General features: G+C 56.3%; 17 protein-coding genes. 10 read left to right on the forward strand and 7 right to left on the reverse strand.

The window, feature by feature from the left end; genetic code table 11:
• Positions 1-281: 281 nt before the first annotated feature.
• The gene (locus KWG64_RS19515; RefSeq protein WP_218522868.1) at positions 282-1409 is read left to right on the forward strand and encodes an HD-GYP domain-containing protein; all 1128 of its coding nucleotides are present in this window, start codon (positions 282-284) and stop codon (positions 1407-1409) included.
• On the opposite strand, the gene KWG64_RS19520 is transcribed toward KWG64_RS19515, so the two are convergent.
• The 4 genes from KWG64_RS19520 to KWG64_RS19535 all read right to left on the reverse strand — a co-directional run bounded on the left by KWG64_RS19520 (position 1384) and on the right by KWG64_RS19535 (position 6131).
• Positions 1384-2256 carry a hypothetical protein gene (locus KWG64_RS19520; protein ID WP_218522869.1) on the reverse strand — a complete coding sequence of 291 codons (873 nt, stop codon included), beginning with the start codon at positions 2254-2256 and terminating at the stop codon, positions 1384-1386. The genes KWG64_RS19515 and KWG64_RS19520 overlap by 26 nt on opposite strands.
• Positions 2247-4601: a fimbria/pilus outer membrane usher protein gene (locus KWG64_RS19525; RefSeq protein WP_218522870.1), complete on the reverse strand. Its 2355-nt coding sequence runs from the start codon at positions 4599-4601 to the stop codon at positions 2247-2249. The genes KWG64_RS19520 and KWG64_RS19525 overlap by 10 nt, the downstream gene beginning before the upstream one ends.
• Before the next feature lie 166 nt (positions 4602-4767).
• A complete protein-coding gene (locus KWG64_RS19530; protein ID WP_218522871.1) occupies positions 4768-5346 on the reverse strand; it encodes a fimbrial protein in 579 nt (192 codons plus the stop codon).
• An 89-nt stretch (positions 5347-5435) separates the two neighbouring features.
• Complete coding sequence (locus KWG64_RS19535; protein ID WP_255562240.1) at positions 5436-6131, reverse strand: molecular chaperone; 696 nt, start codon at positions 6129-6131, stop codon at positions 5436-5438.
• Between the two features lie 195 nt (positions 6132-6326).
• On the opposite strand from KWG64_RS19535, the gene msrB reads away from it, so the two are divergent.
• Positions 6327-6866 carry a peptide-methionine (R)-S-oxide reductase MsrB gene (gene msrB, locus KWG64_RS19540; RefSeq protein WP_255562241.1) on the forward strand — a complete coding sequence of 180 codons (540 nt, stop codon included), beginning with the start codon at positions 6327-6329 and terminating at the stop codon, positions 6864-6866.
• A 16-nt stretch (positions 6867-6882) separates the two neighbouring features.
• Positions 6883-7620, forward strand: a complete 738-nt coding sequence (gene msrA, locus KWG64_RS19545) for a peptide-methionine (S)-S-oxide reductase MsrA (RefSeq protein WP_370628729.1) — start codon at positions 6883-6885, stop codon at positions 7618-7620.
• A 712-nt stretch (positions 7621-8332) separates the two neighbouring features.
• Here the strand turns inward: msrA and KWG64_RS19550 are convergent.
• Both KWG64_RS19550 and KWG64_RS19555 read right to left on the reverse strand, forming a co-directional pair.
• The gene (locus tag KWG64_RS19550; RefSeq protein ID WP_218522874.1) at positions 8333-9247 is read right to left on the reverse strand and encodes a proline iminopeptidase-family hydrolase; all 915 of its coding nucleotides are present in this window, start codon (positions 9245-9247) and stop codon (positions 8333-8335) included.
• 88 nt (positions 9248-9335) lie between these two features.
• Positions 9336-10091: a LuxR family transcriptional regulator gene (locus KWG64_RS19555; RefSeq protein WP_218522875.1), complete on the reverse strand. Its 756-nt coding sequence runs from the start codon at positions 10089-10091 to the stop codon at positions 9336-9338.
• A 228-nt stretch (positions 10092-10319) separates the two neighbouring features.
• On the opposite strand from KWG64_RS19555, the gene KWG64_RS19560 reads away from it, so the two are divergent.
• The 7 genes from KWG64_RS19560 to KWG64_RS19590 all read left to right on the forward strand — a co-directional run bounded on the left by KWG64_RS19560 (position 10320) and on the right by KWG64_RS19590 (position 18005).
• Positions 10320-11258: an ABC transporter permease gene (locus tag KWG64_RS19560; RefSeq protein ID WP_218522876.1), complete on the forward strand. Its 939-nt coding sequence runs from the start codon at positions 10320-10322 to the stop codon at positions 11256-11258.
• The gene (locus tag KWG64_RS19565; RefSeq protein ID WP_218522877.1) at positions 11255-12115 is read left to right on the forward strand and encodes an ABC transporter permease; all 861 of its coding nucleotides are present in this window, start codon (positions 11255-11257) and stop codon (positions 12113-12115) included. The genes KWG64_RS19560 and KWG64_RS19565 overlap by 4 nt, the downstream gene beginning before the upstream one ends.
• Positions 12112-13119: an ABC transporter ATP-binding protein gene (locus KWG64_RS19570; RefSeq protein ID WP_218522878.1), complete on the forward strand. Its 1008-nt coding sequence runs from the start codon at positions 12112-12114 to the stop codon at positions 13117-13119. The genes KWG64_RS19565 and KWG64_RS19570 overlap by 4 nt, the downstream gene beginning before the upstream one ends.
• Positions 13103-14146 (forward strand): ABC transporter ATP-binding protein, encoded by a 1044-nt coding sequence (locus KWG64_RS19575; protein ID WP_218522879.1) that lies wholly within the window; start codon positions 13103-13105, stop codon positions 14144-14146. The genes KWG64_RS19570 and KWG64_RS19575 overlap by 17 nt, the downstream gene beginning before the upstream one ends.
• A 1-nt stretch (position 14147) precedes the next feature.
• The gene (locus KWG64_RS19580; RefSeq protein ID WP_218522880.1) at positions 14148-15662 is read left to right on the forward strand and encodes an ABC transporter substrate-binding protein; all 1515 of its coding nucleotides are present in this window, start codon (positions 14148-14150) and stop codon (positions 15660-15662) included.
• 221 nt (positions 15663-15883) lie between these two features.
• Positions 15884-17380: an MFS transporter gene (locus KWG64_RS19585; RefSeq protein ID WP_218522881.1), complete on the forward strand. Its 1497-nt coding sequence runs from the start codon at positions 15884-15886 to the stop codon at positions 17378-17380.
• Between the two features lie 46 nt (positions 17381-17426).
• Positions 17427-18005, forward strand: coding sequence for a TetR/AcrR family transcriptional regulator (locus KWG64_RS19590; protein WP_218522882.1), 579 nt, complete (start codon positions 17427-17429; stop codon positions 18003-18005).
• A gap of 35 nt (positions 18006-18040) precedes the next feature.
• Here the strand turns inward: KWG64_RS19590 and KWG64_RS19595 are convergent, their stop codons facing one another.
• The gene (locus tag KWG64_RS19595) at positions 18041-18205 is read right to left on the reverse strand and encodes a DUF2474 domain-containing protein (RefSeq protein ID WP_152326793.1); all 165 of its coding nucleotides are present in this window, start codon (positions 18203-18205) and stop codon (positions 18041-18043) included.
• Position 18206: the final 1 nt, after the last annotated feature.

Here is an 18206-nt window from a genome sequence, read left to right on the forward strand (position 1 = left end):
GTATACAAATTAAAATCCGATAGTCGTACTTCGGGAAAATATCGGTGGATTTTCTCTCCTTCTTGCTGTTATCCCTTATTCGCGTGTGGGTAATTTTGTTGCCGGGGATAATTAATTATCCGGTGAAGTCTGCTGAATGAAAAATAAAAACCTATATATGCCCCCATCGGGTAATTAAATTGTCTGCTTAATTGAAATACGGTTTCCTGTGCTGCCTGATCACAACGTATCGGAGGGAGCAGGGCCACGCGCATTTTCTCCCGCCTGCACGGGAGCATTCAATGACCGTCAATTTTACTGATTTTCTCGCTGCTTTTTCCTCGGCGCTGGACTTACTGAAACCGGAAACTCCTCATCAAAGCGCCCGCCGGGCCTACATTACACACAACATCGCCCGACATCGTGGCCTCAGCAAGCCAGTTCAGCGGCGTTTGTTTATCGCCGCCTTGCTGTGGGATATCGGTAACGGCGCGCATTCTCCCGCGCATTGCGCGCAACGGCTGAGTAATATCCCGCTGCTGGCCGGATGCGCCGGTCTGATTTGTGGCGCAGGTATTCACAATGCAGAACACAGCCTGCTGCAACTGGCAGACGACCTCGCCGCCCTCAGCGTGTATGAATTTCCCCGCGGGCATTACCCCGAAAAGGCCATGCAAACCCTGTGCGATTCCATCGGGTGTAAATACGCGCTGGATGACGTTATTGCCCTGCGTGATCTGGGTTTACAGCAGGAATTCTGGAAGCAGCTCGCGTCTTCTGCTCTCAGCACTGAAATTCGCCTGCTCGCACCTTTCCCCGCATATACCATGACGGACACTGAGTTACTCCAGATTGCCAGTCTGCTGGCGCGCGTGATTGATACACATTGTTGCTCGGCCATGGGTCATTCTTTCAAAGTTGCCGAACTGAGTGCTCAGCTGGGCGGTTTATACGGTTTTTCACAGACGGGCATAGAAAAAATTCATATCGCCGGTCTGCTGCACGATCTCGGAAAACTGGCGGTCCCGGCGGCGGTGCTGACGCAAAAAACGCCGCTGAATGAAATGCAGAGAAAACTGGTTTTCCGCCATCCGCTGCATACCTGGGATGTTTTATCCGCGGTGCCCGGTCTGTGCGATGTCGCGCAGAGCGCCAGTTTTCACCATGAACGGCTGGACGGCAGAGGCTATCCTTTCTACCTGAAAAGCACGCAGCTTGATCTGGGCTCGCGCATTATTTCCGTCGCGGATAATTATGCCGCGCTGACGGAAGAGCGTTGCTACAAGGCGGCATACTCACCGGAAAAAAGCTTTGCGATCATGGAAGAAAACGCCCGCGGTGGCGGGCTGGATGCAGCCGTCGTGGGCGCGCTGAAGTCCGGCCTCAGCGTTAGCCCGGACTTACTCAGCGCATCGTCAGTACAGCCGTAACACTGACATTGAATTTCCCGGTCTGCACCGGCTCACCGGGAGCCCGGCTCAGTTCCGCCACGTAACCCGTCTCATGAAATGCCGCGTCCGCATCGGTACTGGCGGCGCTGAAATCAACATATTTTCCCTGTTCTGTCCTCACGCTCAGCCCGATGCCCGGCAGACTGGTTTCGATGTGTTGCGCGTCAATCCGCTTGCCGTTGTACACAAAATGAATGTCCAGGTTGTCGTAATCTTCCGGCGCGTTACAGCGCAAGGGGAGATGAAAACGGACGCGGGAAAGCACCGGAGACGTGCCGGGCGTGGCGTCGGGGAATGTGACGTGCAGCGAATTACGGGTGATGCTGCACTGGCTGACGTTAAGCCGCAGCGCATTCAGGCCCAGCGACATAAGCGGAGCACCTGCCTGATTAAGGGTAAACAGGGCGGGTAAATGGTATTCACCGGCCTGAACCCGACCGGTTTTATACAGGCGGATCGCGAAATTTTTCATCGACGCCGGAACGGACGACCCCATCAGCGCCGCGCCGTTGTGCAGGCACAGGCTTCCGTCCTGCTGGCAAAAGCTAAAACCAATCCCCGGAATATCCGTCTGATAAATGCCCCGGCCTTCATCCCAGACCGGGTGCGGGATCATCACATTGAGGTCAGCGTCGGGCAACACCGCATGGCTTAACGTGCTGGCAGGAAAGGTGCCCAGCAGCGTGCCGCCGGGTTGGATTTGTTTTACCGCGACGGTGCCGGCTTTAAGTAACAGGGTTTTGTTTTCGCTGGCCTGTGTCTGGGATAACAGAACCGGAGCAAGCAAAGGCAATAACAGCCAGCTATTGCGGCGCGCTATGAACATGATAATTTCCACAAAGTTGATGTGTCGGAGGAAGCGCCGGAGGTTGCCGGGCGGGGAATATGGCACAGCAGCTTGCCGTTGAGGGTGACGGCCAGCGGCCAACGGGCTTTACTGAAATCCGCCAGCAAAATACCTGCTGCGCCACCGGTGCCCAGTTCAGAATGACCGGCATCCTGAACGCTGACGCCAAATGGCAGGGGCTGCTGTTTTTTATCGAGTATTTTGGCAAAACGCCGGTCGTGGCGGCGGGCATTAAATTCGGCTTCGATGACTGCGCCATGGGTCGGAATCACCCTTTTTACGGTCGAAGACGCATCGATATGTCTGTCGAGGGATTCAGGATCCAGCGCCACATCGTTTGCCCGGTAAGGCACGGCGTACGGGATCACCGCGTTGCCCCAGCGATCGGTAGAGATATTTTCGCTGTTTTCAATTTTCAGCCCCGATGTCTGCGGGGTGTGAACCAGCACCACCGTGTCGCCCAGCGGCTGGCTGAGCGTGACGCCATGATGATGCACCAGCACGCCGCCTTCCAGGCCGAGGCTGGTTTGCTGATAACCCCGCCCCTGTGAAATCCCGGCGCTGACAATGCCCGCCGCACCGCTGTAATCACCGGAAATCTGCGCCGTTTTCTGGCTTCCTTGGCCGGAAAGACTGACGTCATAACCCAGCTGATTATCATCAAGAAAAGAACCGTTCACCGAGGCCGTCTGCTGCGTACCGCCCCGCGAATCTGTCAGGGCGTTGTAACCGACGTGGTGTTTTTGGGATCCGCCCAGCGGGATCACGACGTTGAACGTCAGGCTGTTATCCGTAACGGCCTGAAGGCTTCGCTGATGGGTGTAGTAAACCTGAAATTGTGATTGCCAGCGGTTGACGCTCAGCCCGAGACGCGAACTGCGCTGCCGGCTGTCGTCCCCGCGCCGGTCTTCGGTATAACGCAGCATCACGGTCATTGTACCGATGCTCTGATCGAGCTGAACGTTGTACTGATCACGGTAGCGGATGCCTGCCGGGCTCAGTTCGGCGGCGCTGATCGCTTCGCCGACTTCCTGATAATTCTGGCTGTATTTGTGCTTCCAGCTCAGGCTCAGGGTGCTTTGGGTTTCGTCGACCGTGCGTACAAACAGCGTTTCCAGCTGTTTCCCTTGCCGCATTTTTGGGGTGCTTGCGGTTTGGGACTGACTGCGTTTAAGCATTAATGACAGCCCGCCAATCACCGGGATGTTCGCACCCAGCCCGCCGCCGCTGTTCTGATAACAAAAGTTGCCCTGTGTCGCCATCTGCTGACCGGCAAGCAGGGTGAAGGTATTGCTTAACCCGTAAAAGGCGCTGGCCTGATAGATTTTTGGCGTAAGCATCAGACCTGCCGTCATGCTGTTGCGATAACGTCCGGCAGAGATTTCATAGTTAAACACGCCCGGCGGAAGCAGGGCGGCAATGGCATTGAACGCCTGAGTAAAATGTTGCGTACTGCCATCGCTTTCCGTCACGGTGATATCAAGATCGCCGGAGCTGCTCGCGCTGTGTAAATCCTTAATCAGAAACGGGCCGGGCGTAACGCGGCGCTGGTCAATCACAAAACCGTTCTGGCGGATGACCACGGTGGCGTTGCTGCGCGCCGTTCCGCTGATGACGGGCATGTAAAAACGCTGATTATCCGGACGCATTTCATCGCTGGAAGAGAGCGTCATGCCGCGCAGTGAAACGGACGAAAAGATTTTGCCATTCGTGAAGAAATCGCCGCCGCGAAATGTACTTTTCAGTGCGGCGATATCGCGGGTGATATAGCTGGCGCTGCTCTGATAATGGCTGCCCGCCTCGCTGCTGTAGTTAAAATAGCCGTCGTTGCGCAGCCGCCAGTTTCCCAGATTGATGCCGCTGCTGAGCGTCGAACTGGCGGTGTCATTTTGCTGACTCTGGCTGCCGGTATTGCGTTGCAGGTTCAGGTTGTAATTGAGCCGCGCGGCGTTAAGCCCGGCAGCCCAATTTTCTTCCGGCGCGATATCGCCTGAACCGGCGGAAAACCGTGCCTGCGGAACCGTCAGGGAAAGCTGTTCGCTTCCGGCGTCATAATTTACCCGGGCATCATCCACAAAAGCAGCCAGCGGGTGCGGACCTTCAGGGGAATGGTCGGGCGTAATGCCCCAGGCGCTGAGTTGCGCGGTGGTAAAAACGGGCTGAACGGAACCGTCCGCCAGCTGAAAAGACTGCGTGATCTGGCCGGTTTCCTGAGTATTGATCAGCAGAACGACCGGATAATTTCCTGCGATCATCTCGCCGCCTTTTTCCAGCACTGATGTATCCACGCCCTGCAAATTGCCCACTTTTTCCATTAAAGACATATCGAAGTCTTCACTGTACACAACACCCGGATAACACATCGGGAGCAGAAAAAGGGTAAGAAAATGCGGGGGGATTTTCATGACGGGTGACGGGATCCGGGCCGTAAAGCCCGGTAACATCTGACGCCCGTGAGGTGAATGACGCCAGATGTTATTTCCCTATGAGTTACTTATACGTGAACGCAAAAGTTGCGTTGGACGTCAGAGCACCGGCGCTGACTGTGGCGTCCTGTTTCGCGTATTCCACAACAAAGTTGATGCTTCCGTTACCCTGATTCAGGCGGTCGATGTAATCGGCAGAAGGCACGACGCCGCCATTCACCTGAAGAGGTGTCGCCAGATCCTGCTCACTGAAAAGCTCGAAGCCTACGCCTTTTGCACTGGCGGCATCGGTGCTGGCGTTGGTCAGAATATTCGGCGTTGAGCCATCGGTATGACCATCTATGGTCAGCGTCAAATCATCCGCACTGGCTTTTTCAGCGCAGTTCACAGAAAGGTGAAAACGTTGCTGATTTTCCGCGGTGGCCTGGCCTGTGGTGAGCGCGGCAACTTTCGCCTGGTTGATTTCCGCCAGGTTCACGGAATGATCGGTACCACTGTCATTGATGGTGCAGGTCGGGGCTTTCACCGAACCATTGAACTGAATTTCAACCGAAGAAGCGGCGTCATCAGCGTGAACCATACCGGCGACCGGTAATAAAGATAAGGCTAAAGCACCTGCTAATACATTTTTATTCAACGTCATTTTCTTGCCTTTATAAATTTAAAACGTGGAGACTCACTTTCCTTCAGAGAGGGTTTAAATCGCTGTGGGAAATTTTATTAAAATACATACTAGAGAGAGATGTTTTGTATTTTTGATACGCCGCCAAAATCATTGATAATATTGTAATGCACCTGATGGACTACGGCGCTGGCGGGAACGGAAATTGTCAGGGTGGAAAACGGTTCAACCATATTGGCGGATAGTTTGTTTTTGTCGTTACTGACCGGGCCGCCCCATACTTTATCGAAGGTAATATGGTAAGGCGTCGGATTGGTGACGATCAGTTTTCCCGGTTCCGCGCGCCAGGTCATTTGGGTAAAACTGTCATGAAGTTCCGGGTCTATCCCTTTCGGGCGGTAGAAAATTTTGATGCGGGTCTTGAAGGCGACAACCAGCTGCGGCCCGCTTTCTTTGGCTTTTTGCGGGATTTCCTTTACATTCAGCCACATCATCGTTTCACGGTCTGACGGAAGATTGCTGGCGTCGATTTTTTCAATGCGCAACGTGCTGGCATTATTTCCGCTGATTTTAGACAGCGGCGGATACACAGTAAAACGACCTTCTTCCTGACCTTGATCGTTTTCGATCCAGGCCTGTGCCAGGAAATTAATTCGCGTCGGGTTATCGACTTTTACAGATTCCTGCGTTTTCGATTCAGGATATACCACCCGGGTTTCATTAAGAATAAGCGAAGCATGACAAAAGAAAGGAGGTAAATAAGTCACCAAAGCTAAGGTTAACGCCGTGACTATTTTGCTGTTCATGTTTTTACCGGTATTAATGTATTAGGATAATTCGCAGGGGATTATTATAGGTGGCTGGTATCAACGCTTCTTCAACGGGTTTCTGCTGCTTATTTTAGATGTAAATCAATTGATACCAGAATATTCAAATTCGTCAGTTATCACAAAATGGTTAACTTTTCGGGAGGATTCGGTAAGACATCCGCCGGTAATCTGATGTCATCGACAGTAACCGCAACGGTGACGATGATGATCAACAGACGTAATTTCCTCTTAGGCAGCACCGCCGTCTCGGCGATTGCCGTGATGGGGCTTTTCCCCGGGGTATTTACCCGCAAGGCTGATGCGCAGGCAAAAACTGAAACGTTCGAAATTGAACTGACCGATGCGCAGTGGCACCAGCGCCTCAGCGAAGCACAATATTACGTTTTGCGTGAAGCCGGTACTGAGCGCCCTTATTCCAGCCCGCTCAATAATGAGCATCGCGAAGGGCAGTTTGCCTGTGCGGGTTGCGCGCTGCCTTTATTCTCTTCGGCGACCAAATTTGACAGCCACACCGGATGGCCGAGTTTCTGGAAACCGCTGCCTGACGCGGCGCTGACCCGCCGGGATACGACACTGGGCATGGTTCGCGACGAAGTGCATTGCCGTCGCTGCGGCGGCCATCTTGGCCACGTTTTTGACGACGGCCCGCAGCCCACCGGTCTGCGTTATTGCATGAACGGGCTGGCGATGACGTTCAGTCCAAAAGTTTAATTCCCGCGAGGCTGCTATGAAAACAACTGTGAAAACATCCGAAAAAAGAGTGAAGTCGTTACGCAATATCAGCGTGATCGCCGGTCTGGTGCTGGCGTCTGCCTTTGTCTTTCAGAATACCGCCTGGTCCTGGGGCGGCGCGGAAACGGCGGTGGTGATCCCCGCACCGGCACATGACGAACCGGCGGGCACATCACACAGTGAAACAGCCGTATTTGCCGGTGGCTGCTTCTGGGGAATTCAGGGCGTGTTTCAGCATGTGAAAGGCGTGACCAGCGCGGTGTCCGGATACGCGGGCGGCGACGCGCAAACCGCCAGCTACGAACAGGTCAGCGGCGGCGATACTGGCCATGCGGAATCGGTCAAAGTGACGTTTGACCCGACGCAAATCACCTACGGCGAACTGCTGCACATTTTCTTCTCCGTGGGGCATAACCCGACCGAACTGAACCGGCAGGGGCCGGACACCGGCAGCCAGTACCGCTCGGCAGTATTCCCGACGAACGCGGCGCAGGCGGAAGTGGCGAAAGCGTATATTGCGCAACTGAACACCAGCAAAAGCTACAGCGATCCGCTGGTGACGAAGGTGGAAAGCAATGCGCACTTCTATCCGGCGGAGGCTTATCACCAAAACTTCCTGAATGATAATCCGGACTATCCGTACATTGTGGTGAACGATCTGCCGAAGATTAAAGATTTAGAGAAAGTCTTTCCGGGGGATTACCGGGAGAAACCAGTGCTGGTGACAAAGTAGAGCTTGACGCTCTGGCTTTAAAGTCAACACCTTGGGCTCGCCGCCCAAACTGGCCCAAAGGGCGCGTTAACGCGCGCGCCCTCTGGACTCCCGCGCTTTTTAACTGCGCGCTTCCGCTCGCTGGCTACGTTTCAGCAACTCCGGCTAGTGCCGCAAACGCCGCCGCTGCGCGGTTCTCTCGCCTCGGGTTCGAACCTGCTCGAAAAAAGACTCTCGCTGTTTCTCACCACTCACTCGACGTCGTTTTGAAAGCGGCCAGAGGCTTTTTAGTTCAAAACCTCACTGCCGATTATTTTTTAGAAAAAGAGTGGACGCTATTACAAAAGGTTAAGCAAGAAAACAGATTGCCGTTGAATTTAGATAAGCCTCAGGCCGCTTTCAGAAAGCTTGCCGAACGAAGCGTTTCGAGACCTGTGGCTCGAAACCGAGAAAGGGAACCGCGCAGCGGCAAGTTTTCGCGGCAATAGCTGCTGTACCTGAAACATAGCCAGCGAGCGATAGCGCGGGTTGTAAAAAGACGCGGAGATTCCAAAGAGGCCCCGTCCTGGGCCTCTTTGGTCGGTTTCGGCGCGAGCCGCTGAGCGATCACTGCAATTGAAAAACCGAAACTTACACCAAGCTGCTGCTTCAAAGTCGTTTGGGCGGCGAGCCCAAGGTCTTAACCTTGAGCGATCACCGCAATTGAAAAACCGAAATTTACACCAGGCCGCCTTTAAAGGCAGCCCTTTGCAGCTGCCTCCTGCAAATCCAGAAACTCCTGAATGCATTCCATACACGCTCCCCGTTCTTCCACATGCGGCATGTGGCTTGAATTCTCAAAAATCACCCACCGGACGTCTTTGATCCTGTCGGCAAAGGGCTGAACTACTTCGGGGGCGGCTTCGTCGTAGCGGCCGGAAATCAGCAAGACCGGTACGTTGATCGCCGGCAGACGGTCGATGATCGTCCAGTCTTTCATGCTGCCGATGACGTGAAATTCGGTCGGGCCGTTCATGGCGTGATAAACCGTCGGATCAGCGTCCATCGCGGAGAAGGTGCGTTTTACCTCTTCCGGCCACGGGTCGAGACGGCAAACGTGGCGCGCGTAGAAAACCTGCGAGGCGGCTTTGTATTCTTCGCTGTCGATGGTTCCGGCCTGTTCGTGGGCGAGCAGGGTTTTCTGCACACCGGCAGGAAGTTCGCTGCGCAGGCGGGCGGCGGCTTGCAGCCAGAGTTCCATCGAGGCGGGTGAGTTGGCGATGATCAGCGCCTTCAGGCCGTCCGGCTGCGTAACGGCGTGTTCGGCACCTAACATTCCGCCCCAGGATTGCCCGAGCAGGGCGTAGTTTTCTTCGATGCCTAGATGGCGCAGGAGATTGTCCAGCTCTGCCAGAAACAGCGACGGTTGCCAGAAACCGGCCGGTTTATCGGGAAGATGCGTCGAACGACCATTGCCTACCTGATCGTAATGAATGACCGCGCGATCCGTTTCGGCGATGTCGCGAAAGGCGTCGACGTAATCGTGCGTGCAGCCCGGTCCGCCGTGGGCGATCACCAGCGGAGTCTTGCCGCTGCTGAGATCGCCGCTGATGCGGTACCAGGTCTGGTATTCCTGAAACGGCGCGTAGCCTTCAGTGATGTTGACCATTTTGTTTCCCCTGTCGGTGAATAATCTTCTCAGGGTAAACATCGGGGCGGTGCTGAACAGCTAGTAAAAAAGATAGGAAATCGGGCAGTCAGCTGTCCAGCAGGCGGTAATGCAGCGCGCGAACCACTGCCTGGACGCGGTTGCTCGCCCCCAGTTTCCGACCGGCAGTGTTGAGGTGCAGCGTGACGGTGGCCACCGAGCGGTTGAGTTTGCGGGCGATTTCCTTGGCCGTCAGCCCTTCCGCCGCCCACGCCAGACATTCGCGTTCGCGCTTGCTCAGCCGCACATGTTTGCAGGTCAGCACGCTGGCGTCGAACAGCGGAAAGACGCACTCCTGAAACGTCAGCGCCAGCAGGCTCAGCTCCGCCAGCACATCGCGAATATCCAGTTCATGCCCCGCGCCGGTGTGTATGCCGGTCACGGTGACAAACCCGCCGTTCGGCAAATGCAGGGGGACAGTTGCGCCGCACGGCATATTGTTATCACACATGTAATGCGTGACCGGTTTGTTGAGATCGCTCAGGCGATTTTGCAGGGACGTATTGTCCGGCCGCTGATAGGACCACACAAACGGCGCGCAGCTTTCCAGCGCGTAATGCTGCACCGGATCGACCTGATAATAGCCACTTTCCAGCCACAGCTTTTGCATGTCGCCCGGCACGTTACACATCCGCAGCAAAGAGGGCGTGATCAGCTCGCCTTCCAGCGATCGCGGTACCGGTGTGTAATCGTAGATCAGGGCATCGAACCCCAGACGCGACGTCTGCGCAAAGAGCTGGTTAAACGCGCCGTCCACGGTGGTTTCCCGTAATGGCGCTGCACTTTCTTTCACCGCGAGTTTCATGAATTCATCTCCGCAAGTTCCTCTTTCCGCCATGAATGTGCTGATCGGGCACCGATTTTGCTGCTCACCGGTTGTTAAGAAAAAGTTATGCAATCGCAGTGCCAAATCTCCGACGGGACAAACCTAGTATTTTTGCTAACTACCGGTGAGGTTTTGCTGAGGCTAACGTAGAGCCACAGGGGAAATGACGCCTGCTCTGCACCAAAAACAGTCATTAAGAGGATTGCCATGCACCGTTACCGATTTTTGCTCTGGCGCCCGCTGCAACTGCTGCCGGTTTTGCTGGGGATCAGCATCCTGACGTTTGTCATGGTGCGCGCCATTCCCGGCGATCCGGCGAGGATCCTGCTGGGCGTACGCAGCACGCCGGAAGCCATCGCCCGCATTCGTGCGCAGTACGGACTGGATCTGCCAGTCTGGCAGCAATATCTCTACTTCTTGCGCAACCTGTTGCATGGCGAAATGGGTAAATCGCTGATTTACCGCGTGGATACGCTGAAACTGATCATGTCACGCATCGAACCGACGCTGTATCTGGTGCTGGGCAGCGTGCTGCTGGCGATGCTGTTTACCGTGCCACTGGCGGCAACGGCGGCGCGAAACCGCGGGCGGCTGGCAGATCAGATGATCCGTCTGCTTTCTACCGTCGGCCTCGGATTACCGGCGTTCTGGCTGGCGATCATGATGATTTTGCTGTTCAGCCTGTCGCTCGGCTGGTTTCCGGTGTCGGGCTACGGCAGCGATTTTGGCGAGCGTTTACATCATCTGTTTTTGCCTTGTCTGACCGTGGCGCTGGCGCTGTCGGCGGTGCTGACCCGCAATCTGCGCGCCAGTTTATTGATGGAATTGCAGAACGATTATGTCACCGCAGCCAGGGCGCGCGGGCAGAACGAGTACCGGATTTTCTGGCGGCACGTCATGCCCAATTCACTGGTGCCGACGGTCAATCTCCTGGCGGTAAATATCGGCTGGCTGATTGGCAGCACGGTGGTGATTGAAAGCGTTTTTGCCATTCCGGGCATGGGGCAGTTGCTGGTGAAAGCCATTATCAGCCGTGATTACATGGTGGTGCAGGGCGTGGTTTTGGTGTTTGCGCTGGCGACGGTGGCCGTCAATCTGGTGGCTGATTTGCTGACGGTGGCGTTAGATCCGAGGGTGAAGCTATGAGCATGACCGAAAAAATAGCCACGCAGCGGTTGGGCAGCTTTCACCTGCGTTGGTTGCCGCGTCAGCAGGCGCTGCGGCTGGGTATTCTGATGCTGAGCGCGTGGGTGCTGATTGCGCTGTTTTCCCCGTGGATTGCCCCGTTCGACCCGATTGCGCAGGACGCTGCCGTCACGCTGTCGCCGCCAACTTTTGCGCACCCGTTTGGAACTGATAACTTTGGCCGCGACATTCTTTCCCGCGTGATGTGGGGCGCGCGGATTGATCTGCAAATCTGCATTATCGGCGTCATCTTTCCGTTCACCTTTGGCACGTTGATTGGTGCGTTTTCCGGGTACCTCGGCGGCGCGGTGGATACGTTTTTTATGCGCGTTATCGATGTGGTGCTGGCGTTTCCATTTCTGGTGCTGATGCTCTCTATCATCGCCATTATCGGGCCGGGGTTAAGCAGTTTTTATATCGCGATGGCGATGGTCGGCTGGGTGTCTTATGCCCGGCTGGTACGCTCGCAGGTGCTGACGCTTAAACACCGGGATTTTATTCTGGCCGCGCGCAGCCTGGGTTACAGCCATCCGCGCATTTTGCTTTTGCATCTTTTACCCAACGCGCTGACCAGTTCGCTGGTGTTTTCGATGTCCGATTGCGTGCTGGTTTTGCTCAGCGGCGCGTCAGTGAGTTACCTCGGCTTAGGCGTTCAGCCCCCGCTGGCCGAATGGGGCGTGATGGTCGCTGAAGGGCAAAGTTTTATCACCACCGCCTGGTGGATAACCACGTTTCCGGGCCTGGCGATTGTGATGCTGGCGATGAGTTTCAGCCTGCTGGCCGACGGTTTAGGCGACAAACTGGGGGAGCGCCCATGACGCTGTTGCAGGTGTGCGGTTTAACCATTGAAGACCGGCAGGGCGTGGCGCTGGTGGATAAGCTTTCCCTCACGCTCAGTGCCGGTGAAATCCTCGGGCTGGTGGGCGAAAGCGGGTCGGGCAAAACGCTGAGCTGTCGTGCGATGATGCGCCTGTTGCCGGGCGAAGGCTTGAACATCCGCGCCGGAGAAATCCGCCTGAATGACACCGATTTACTGACGATCAACGATAAACGCATGACGGCCATTCGCGGGCGGGAAATTGGCATGATTTTCCAGAACCCGGCCAGCCATCTGAACCCTGTGATGACCATCGGGCAGCAGATTGCAGAAAGCCGCCGCCTGCATTTTGGGGCGAGCCGCCGCGAGGCACAGCGTCAGGCCGTCGAATGGCTGCGGCAGGTGGGCATTCCCGATCCGCAGCGTCGCGTGGACAACTATCCGCATGAGTTTTCCGGTGGTATGCGTCAGCGCGCAATGATCGCCGTGGCGCTGGCCTGCGAGCCAAAAATTCTGATTGCCGATGAACCGACTACGGCGCTGGACGTCACCGTGCAGATGCAGATTTTACGGCTGCTTTGCGATCTGCGCGACCGGCTGGGTATCGCCATTATTCTCATTACTCACGATCTCGGCGTGGTAGCACAAACCTGCGACCACATCGCGGTGATGTACGGCGGGCGCTTGTGTGAAACCGGCGAAAAACGGCACGTACTGGCGCAGGCGCTGCATCCTTATACCCGCGGCCTGATTGACTGTCAGCCCGCCAGCGAAGGCGGCGCGGGGCGGCTGATCACGTTGCCCGGCCAGCCACCGGTGGCGGCGCGTTTCCCGACCGGCTGCCGTTTTCATCCGCGTTGTTCACACGCCACGGCGCAGTGCCATGACCTTCAGCCCGCGATGCCGACCGCTGCGTTTGCCTGCAGCCATGTCGCCGCCTGCCATCACCCTTTGCGGGTTCTCAGTCCGGTGATTTCCGGGAGGGAAAATGAATCCACTTTCTGACCGGTCGGCTGCGCCGGATGTGCGGCCTTATCCGCTGCTGGAAGCCGAAGATTTGTCGGTGACGTTTCCGGTATCCGGCGGGCTGGGGCGTAAAAAGCGCGTCGTGCAGGCGGTGAACGGTGTGTCGATGTACATCAATGCCGGAGAAACGCTGGGGCTGGTGGGCGAATCGGGCAGCGGAAAAAGCACGCTGGGGCGCGCGATGTTGCAGCTGGAGAGCGCCAGTGCAGGGCGTGTGCGCTTTAACGGGCAGCTGATCACCGGCGGCGTGAAACCGGATATTGCCCGGCTTCGTCAGCAAACGGCAATGATTTTTCAGGATCCGTTTTCCTCGCTGAACCCGCGTCAGACGCTGGGCGAGAGCATTGGTGAAGTGCTGCGCGTGCATCAGAAAGTCGCAAAAGCGGCAATACCGGCGCGGATTAACGAACTGCTGACGCTGGTCGGCCTGAGCGCAGAACATGCGTCGCGGCGGCCGCAGGCGCTGAGTGGCGGGCAATGCCAGCGTGCCGGCATTGCCCGCGCGCTGGCGATTGAGCCACGGCTGATTGTCGCCGATGAATGCGTCGCCGCGCTCGACGTGTCGATTCAGGCCCAAATCATCAACTTGCTGATGGATCTGCGCGAGAGCATGGGGCTGGCAATTTTGTTTATCGCGCACGATCTGGCGATTGTGCGGCGTCTCTGCGACCGCGTGGCAGTGATGTATCTGGGGCGGATTGTTGAAAGCGGCCCGACGCAGACGGTCTTTACTTCGCCGCGCCATCCTTACACTGCCGCGCTGGTGGCGGCAATTCCTGAAATTGACCCCGACCGCCCGCTGCCGGAGAACCCGTTACAGGGCGAGCCGCCCAGCCCGGTTTCGCTGCCTGCGGGCTGCGCTTTTCATCCACGCTGTGCCCGTGCGCTTCCTGCGTGTAGGCAGGGCGCGGCACCCGAAACCCGGCATATTGCCGACCATGCTTTCGCCTGTGTGCTTGATGCGCCCGGTAGCGAAAGGATTTTTCCGATGACTGAAGGAATGTGACATGAAGCAAAAGCATTTTAACGTTGTGGCCGCCGGGGTGCTGCTGGCGTTGAGCCTGGTCAGCGAAATGGCGCAGGCGGCCGGGGTTCTGACCATCGGGCGGCGCGAAGACAGCACGACGTTTGACCCGATCAAATCGGCGCAAAACGCCGATAACTGGGTGTTCTCCAACGTGTTTGATCCGCTGGTTCGCGTGGACAATACCGGCACCAAACTGCTGCCGGGGCTGGCGGAAAGCTGGACGATTTCGCCGGACGGCAAAACCTATACGCTGAAAATGCGCGAGGCAAAATTCTCAGACGGCACGCCGGTCACGGCTCTGGATGCGGTGTTCAGCCTGACGCGTATCCGCGATGACGCCGGTTCACTGTGGAAAGATTCGTACAGCATTATTGATACGCTGAAAGCGGGCGATGCGCACACGCTGGTCATCACGCTGAAAACGCCGTCGGCAGCGTTTCTTTCCCAGCTGGCGCTGCCTAATGCGTCGGTGATTTCACAGGCGGCGCTGACCAAACAGGGCGCGGATGATTTTGCCGAACATCCCGTGGGATCGGGCGCATTCAGCGTGAAAGAGTGGACGCGTGGCGAGAGAGTCGAGCTGGTCAAAAACCCGTATTACTGGGATGCCGCGAAGGTAAAGCTTGATGGCGTCGAGTGGCTGACGCTGCCGGACGACAATACCCGCATGCTCAAAGTGCAGGCGGGCGAAATCGATGCGGCGCTGTCGATTCCATTCTCACGCATTTCCTCGTTGCAAAAAGACCCGAAACTGGCCGTCGAACTGGACACTTCTACGCGAGAAGACCACTTGCTGATTAACCATTCACACGGCGATCTGGGCAAAGTTGAAGTCCGTCAGGCGCTGGATTTCGCCATCGACAAAAAGTCGATTATCGACACCGTGACGTTCGGCTACGGCAAAATCGCCAATTCCTATATTCCTGACGGCGCGTTGTATCACTACGCCGGTAACTTACAACGCCCTTATGACCCGGAGAAAGCCAAACAGCTGCTGGCAGCGGCAGGCGTGAAAAACCTGACGCTGAAATATCTGGTGAACGCCGGGGATGAAGTGGATGAGCAAATCGCCGTTCTGCTGCAACAACAGCTGGCAAAAGCGGGCATTACGGCCAGTCTGCAAAAAGTGGATCCGAGCCAGAGCTGGGACATGTTAGTCGCGGGCGATTACGACATTTCGGTGATGTACTGGACGAATGACATCCTCGATCCCGATCAGAAAACCACATTTGTGCTGGGTCATGATTCCAACAACAACTACATGACGCGTTATCACAACGATAAAGTGAAAGCGCTGGTGGCCGCCGCCCGTGTGGAAATGGATCCGGCAAAACGCCAGCAGATGTATATCGATCTACAGAAAATGGCTAAAGCGGACGTGAACTGGATCGATTTGTATTACAGCCCGTACCGCAACGTGACACGTAAAAATATCAAAGATTTCCATCAGAATCCGCTGGGCCGTTTCACGCTGGAAGACACGGTTAAAGAGTAATTTCGCCTCACCGGGGAAATAATAAGAAAGCTGAGATAAAAGTCTGTTTACCCCTTTTGCCCACCTTCCGGTGGGCTTTTTCTTGCCGCTGAGTTCTGCGTTTCTGCCCGCCGGTGTGTCAACCGATCCTCAACCATTACGCTGGCTTCGCTTGATTTTGAGCGCCCGCTCAAGTACCTTTCGCGCTTGAGCAAGTGCTCAAAAACTTTCTGAGGCTGTATATGTTCGTCCAAAACCGCTGGCTGATCCTCGCCATTGTCACCAGTACCCTTTTCCTGATCATCATTGATATGACGGTGCTTTACACGGCGCTGCCGCGTCTGACGCTGGCGCTGGGGGCGTCGTCATCCGAAAAATTATGGATCGTGAATGCGTATCCGCTGGTCGTCGCCGGGCTGCTTCCCGGCGCGGGTATGCTGAGTGACCGTCTCGGGCATAAAAATCTGTTTATGAGCGGCCTGCCGGTGTTTGCGCTGGCGTCTCTGTGCGCGGCTTTTGCGCCGTCCGCAGAATGGCTGATCGCATCCCGCGTGTTTCTGGCGATTGGCGCGGCCATGATGATGCCTGCGACGCTGGCGATTGTGCGCCATGTGTTTACCAATGAGCGCGAACGTGCGCTGGCGATTGGTATCTGGTCGGCAGTGGCGTCAGGCGCGGCGGCGCTCGGGCCGGTGATTGGCGGCGTATTGCTGGAATATTTCTGGTGGGGCTCTGTGTTCCTGATCAACGTGCCAATTGTGCTGGCCGTATTCCCTTGTGCGCTGGCGCTGATCCCGCGCGGCAAAGGCAACCCGGAACGTCCGTGTGATTTCACCGGTTCTGCGATGGTGATGCTCGGGCTGGTCGGCGTGATTTATGCGCTGAAAGAGCTGAGCAATATGAACTCTTCATGGGCGGGCGTGTTGTTCCCGGCCTTTGCAGGCGTACTGTTTCTGGGGCTGTTCGCCAGAAGGCAAAAACGCGCCGTGCAGCCGATGATCGATTTTTCGCTGTTCCGCAACCGCGCCTTTGCCTGCGGCGTGGGCGTGGCGATCACCTCGATGATTGCGCTGATCGGCATCGAACTGGTACTGAGCCAGCGGTTGCAACTGGTGCTCGGGCTGACGCCATTTATGGCCGCGATGTTTATTTTGCCTATTCCGGTAGCCTCCGCGCTGGCATCGCCGCTGGCCGGAATGCTGATGCCAAAATACGGCGTCCGTAAAATTATGCTCGGCGGTTTCGCGCTTTCCGCCGCGGGAATTGTCAGCCACGCGCTGCTGTTTGAAGGCGGTACCGCGATGCAGCTCGTCAGCCTGTTTATTTTAGGTTTCGGCCTTGGCGGCGCGGTGACGGCGGCATCGACCTCCATCATGCTGAACGCCCCGGAAGAGAAAGCCGGAATGGTCGCGGCGATCGAGGACGTGTCATGGGAAATGGGCGGCGTGCTGGGTGTGACGTTGCTGGGCGGCCTGATGACGGCAGTTTACAGCCGCAGCCTTATGCTGCCGGACGGTATTGTGACCGGCGACGGCGCGTATGACAGCCTCGATGAAGCGCTGAATCTCGCCAGCCATCTCAGCCCGGAGCATGCGACGTTAATCAGCGAACTGGCGCGGACGGCGTTTGATCAGGCGTTTCTGGCAGTGCTGATTTCTGCCGCCACGCTGGTGATCGCCACCGTAGTGGTGCTCAAAATCGTCCTGCGTAAGCCGGTGGGCGTGCGCCAGTCTTCCTGATAAACTGCGACCTGAGCGGTTGCTCAATGCCAGCACAGGATTGATGATGAAAGAAAATCGGGAAGCGTTGAGGGCGAAAATCCTCGACGGCGCAATCAGCCTCTTTATCGAAAAGGGGATTGAGAAAGTGACGACGCGCGAACTGACGGAATACGTCGGGATCTCGCGCAGTCATATTTATCACTACTTTCCCGACTGGCAGACGCTGTGTATCGAAGCGCTGACGGAGGTAATGCTGGCGGAGCTCAAGGAGTTCACCGCAGAAATCGTGGCGCTGCCGCCGCAGGAAAAACTCCACACGCTGGTAAACAGCTATCTGCCGGACACGCAGGGTGACATCTGGCGACTTTACGGTTCGCTGTGGCAACTGGCGGCGCACAACGAGGCTTACGCCGCGCTGGCGCAACTGATGGTGAGAAAATGGCTGGATTTGCTGGCTGAAATCATCAGCGCAGGCACTGAAGCAGGGATATTTCGATCCACCAATGCCGCACGCGTCACCCGCCAGCTTTCCGCAATGCTCAACGGCTACGCCGATCAGCTGATCGTCATGCCCTCAGCCGACGTCAGGCTGGAAGCCATGGAAGATATCTGTGATTTCGTGGAATTGGTGTTGAAGAAATAAATAAAAGGCCGCCACGGATGCAGCGGCCCTCTGCATCAATGCTCCCGCATTCCCGCTGCAAACATCAGCAGATGAAATACTGTCGCGACGACAAACAGCGCTAACACACTTCCACCCCAGATGACGGCCATCCAGCCAACGCGTTTTAAGAACGGCGCTTTGGTGATGTTGTTGTCATCCATTTTTCTGATGAGATTCATA

The organism is Rahnella sp. PD12R (assembly GCF_019200965.1).
Taxonomy (GTDB): domain Bacteria; phylum Pseudomonadota; class Gammaproteobacteria; order Enterobacterales; family Enterobacteriaceae; genus Rahnella; species Rahnella laticis.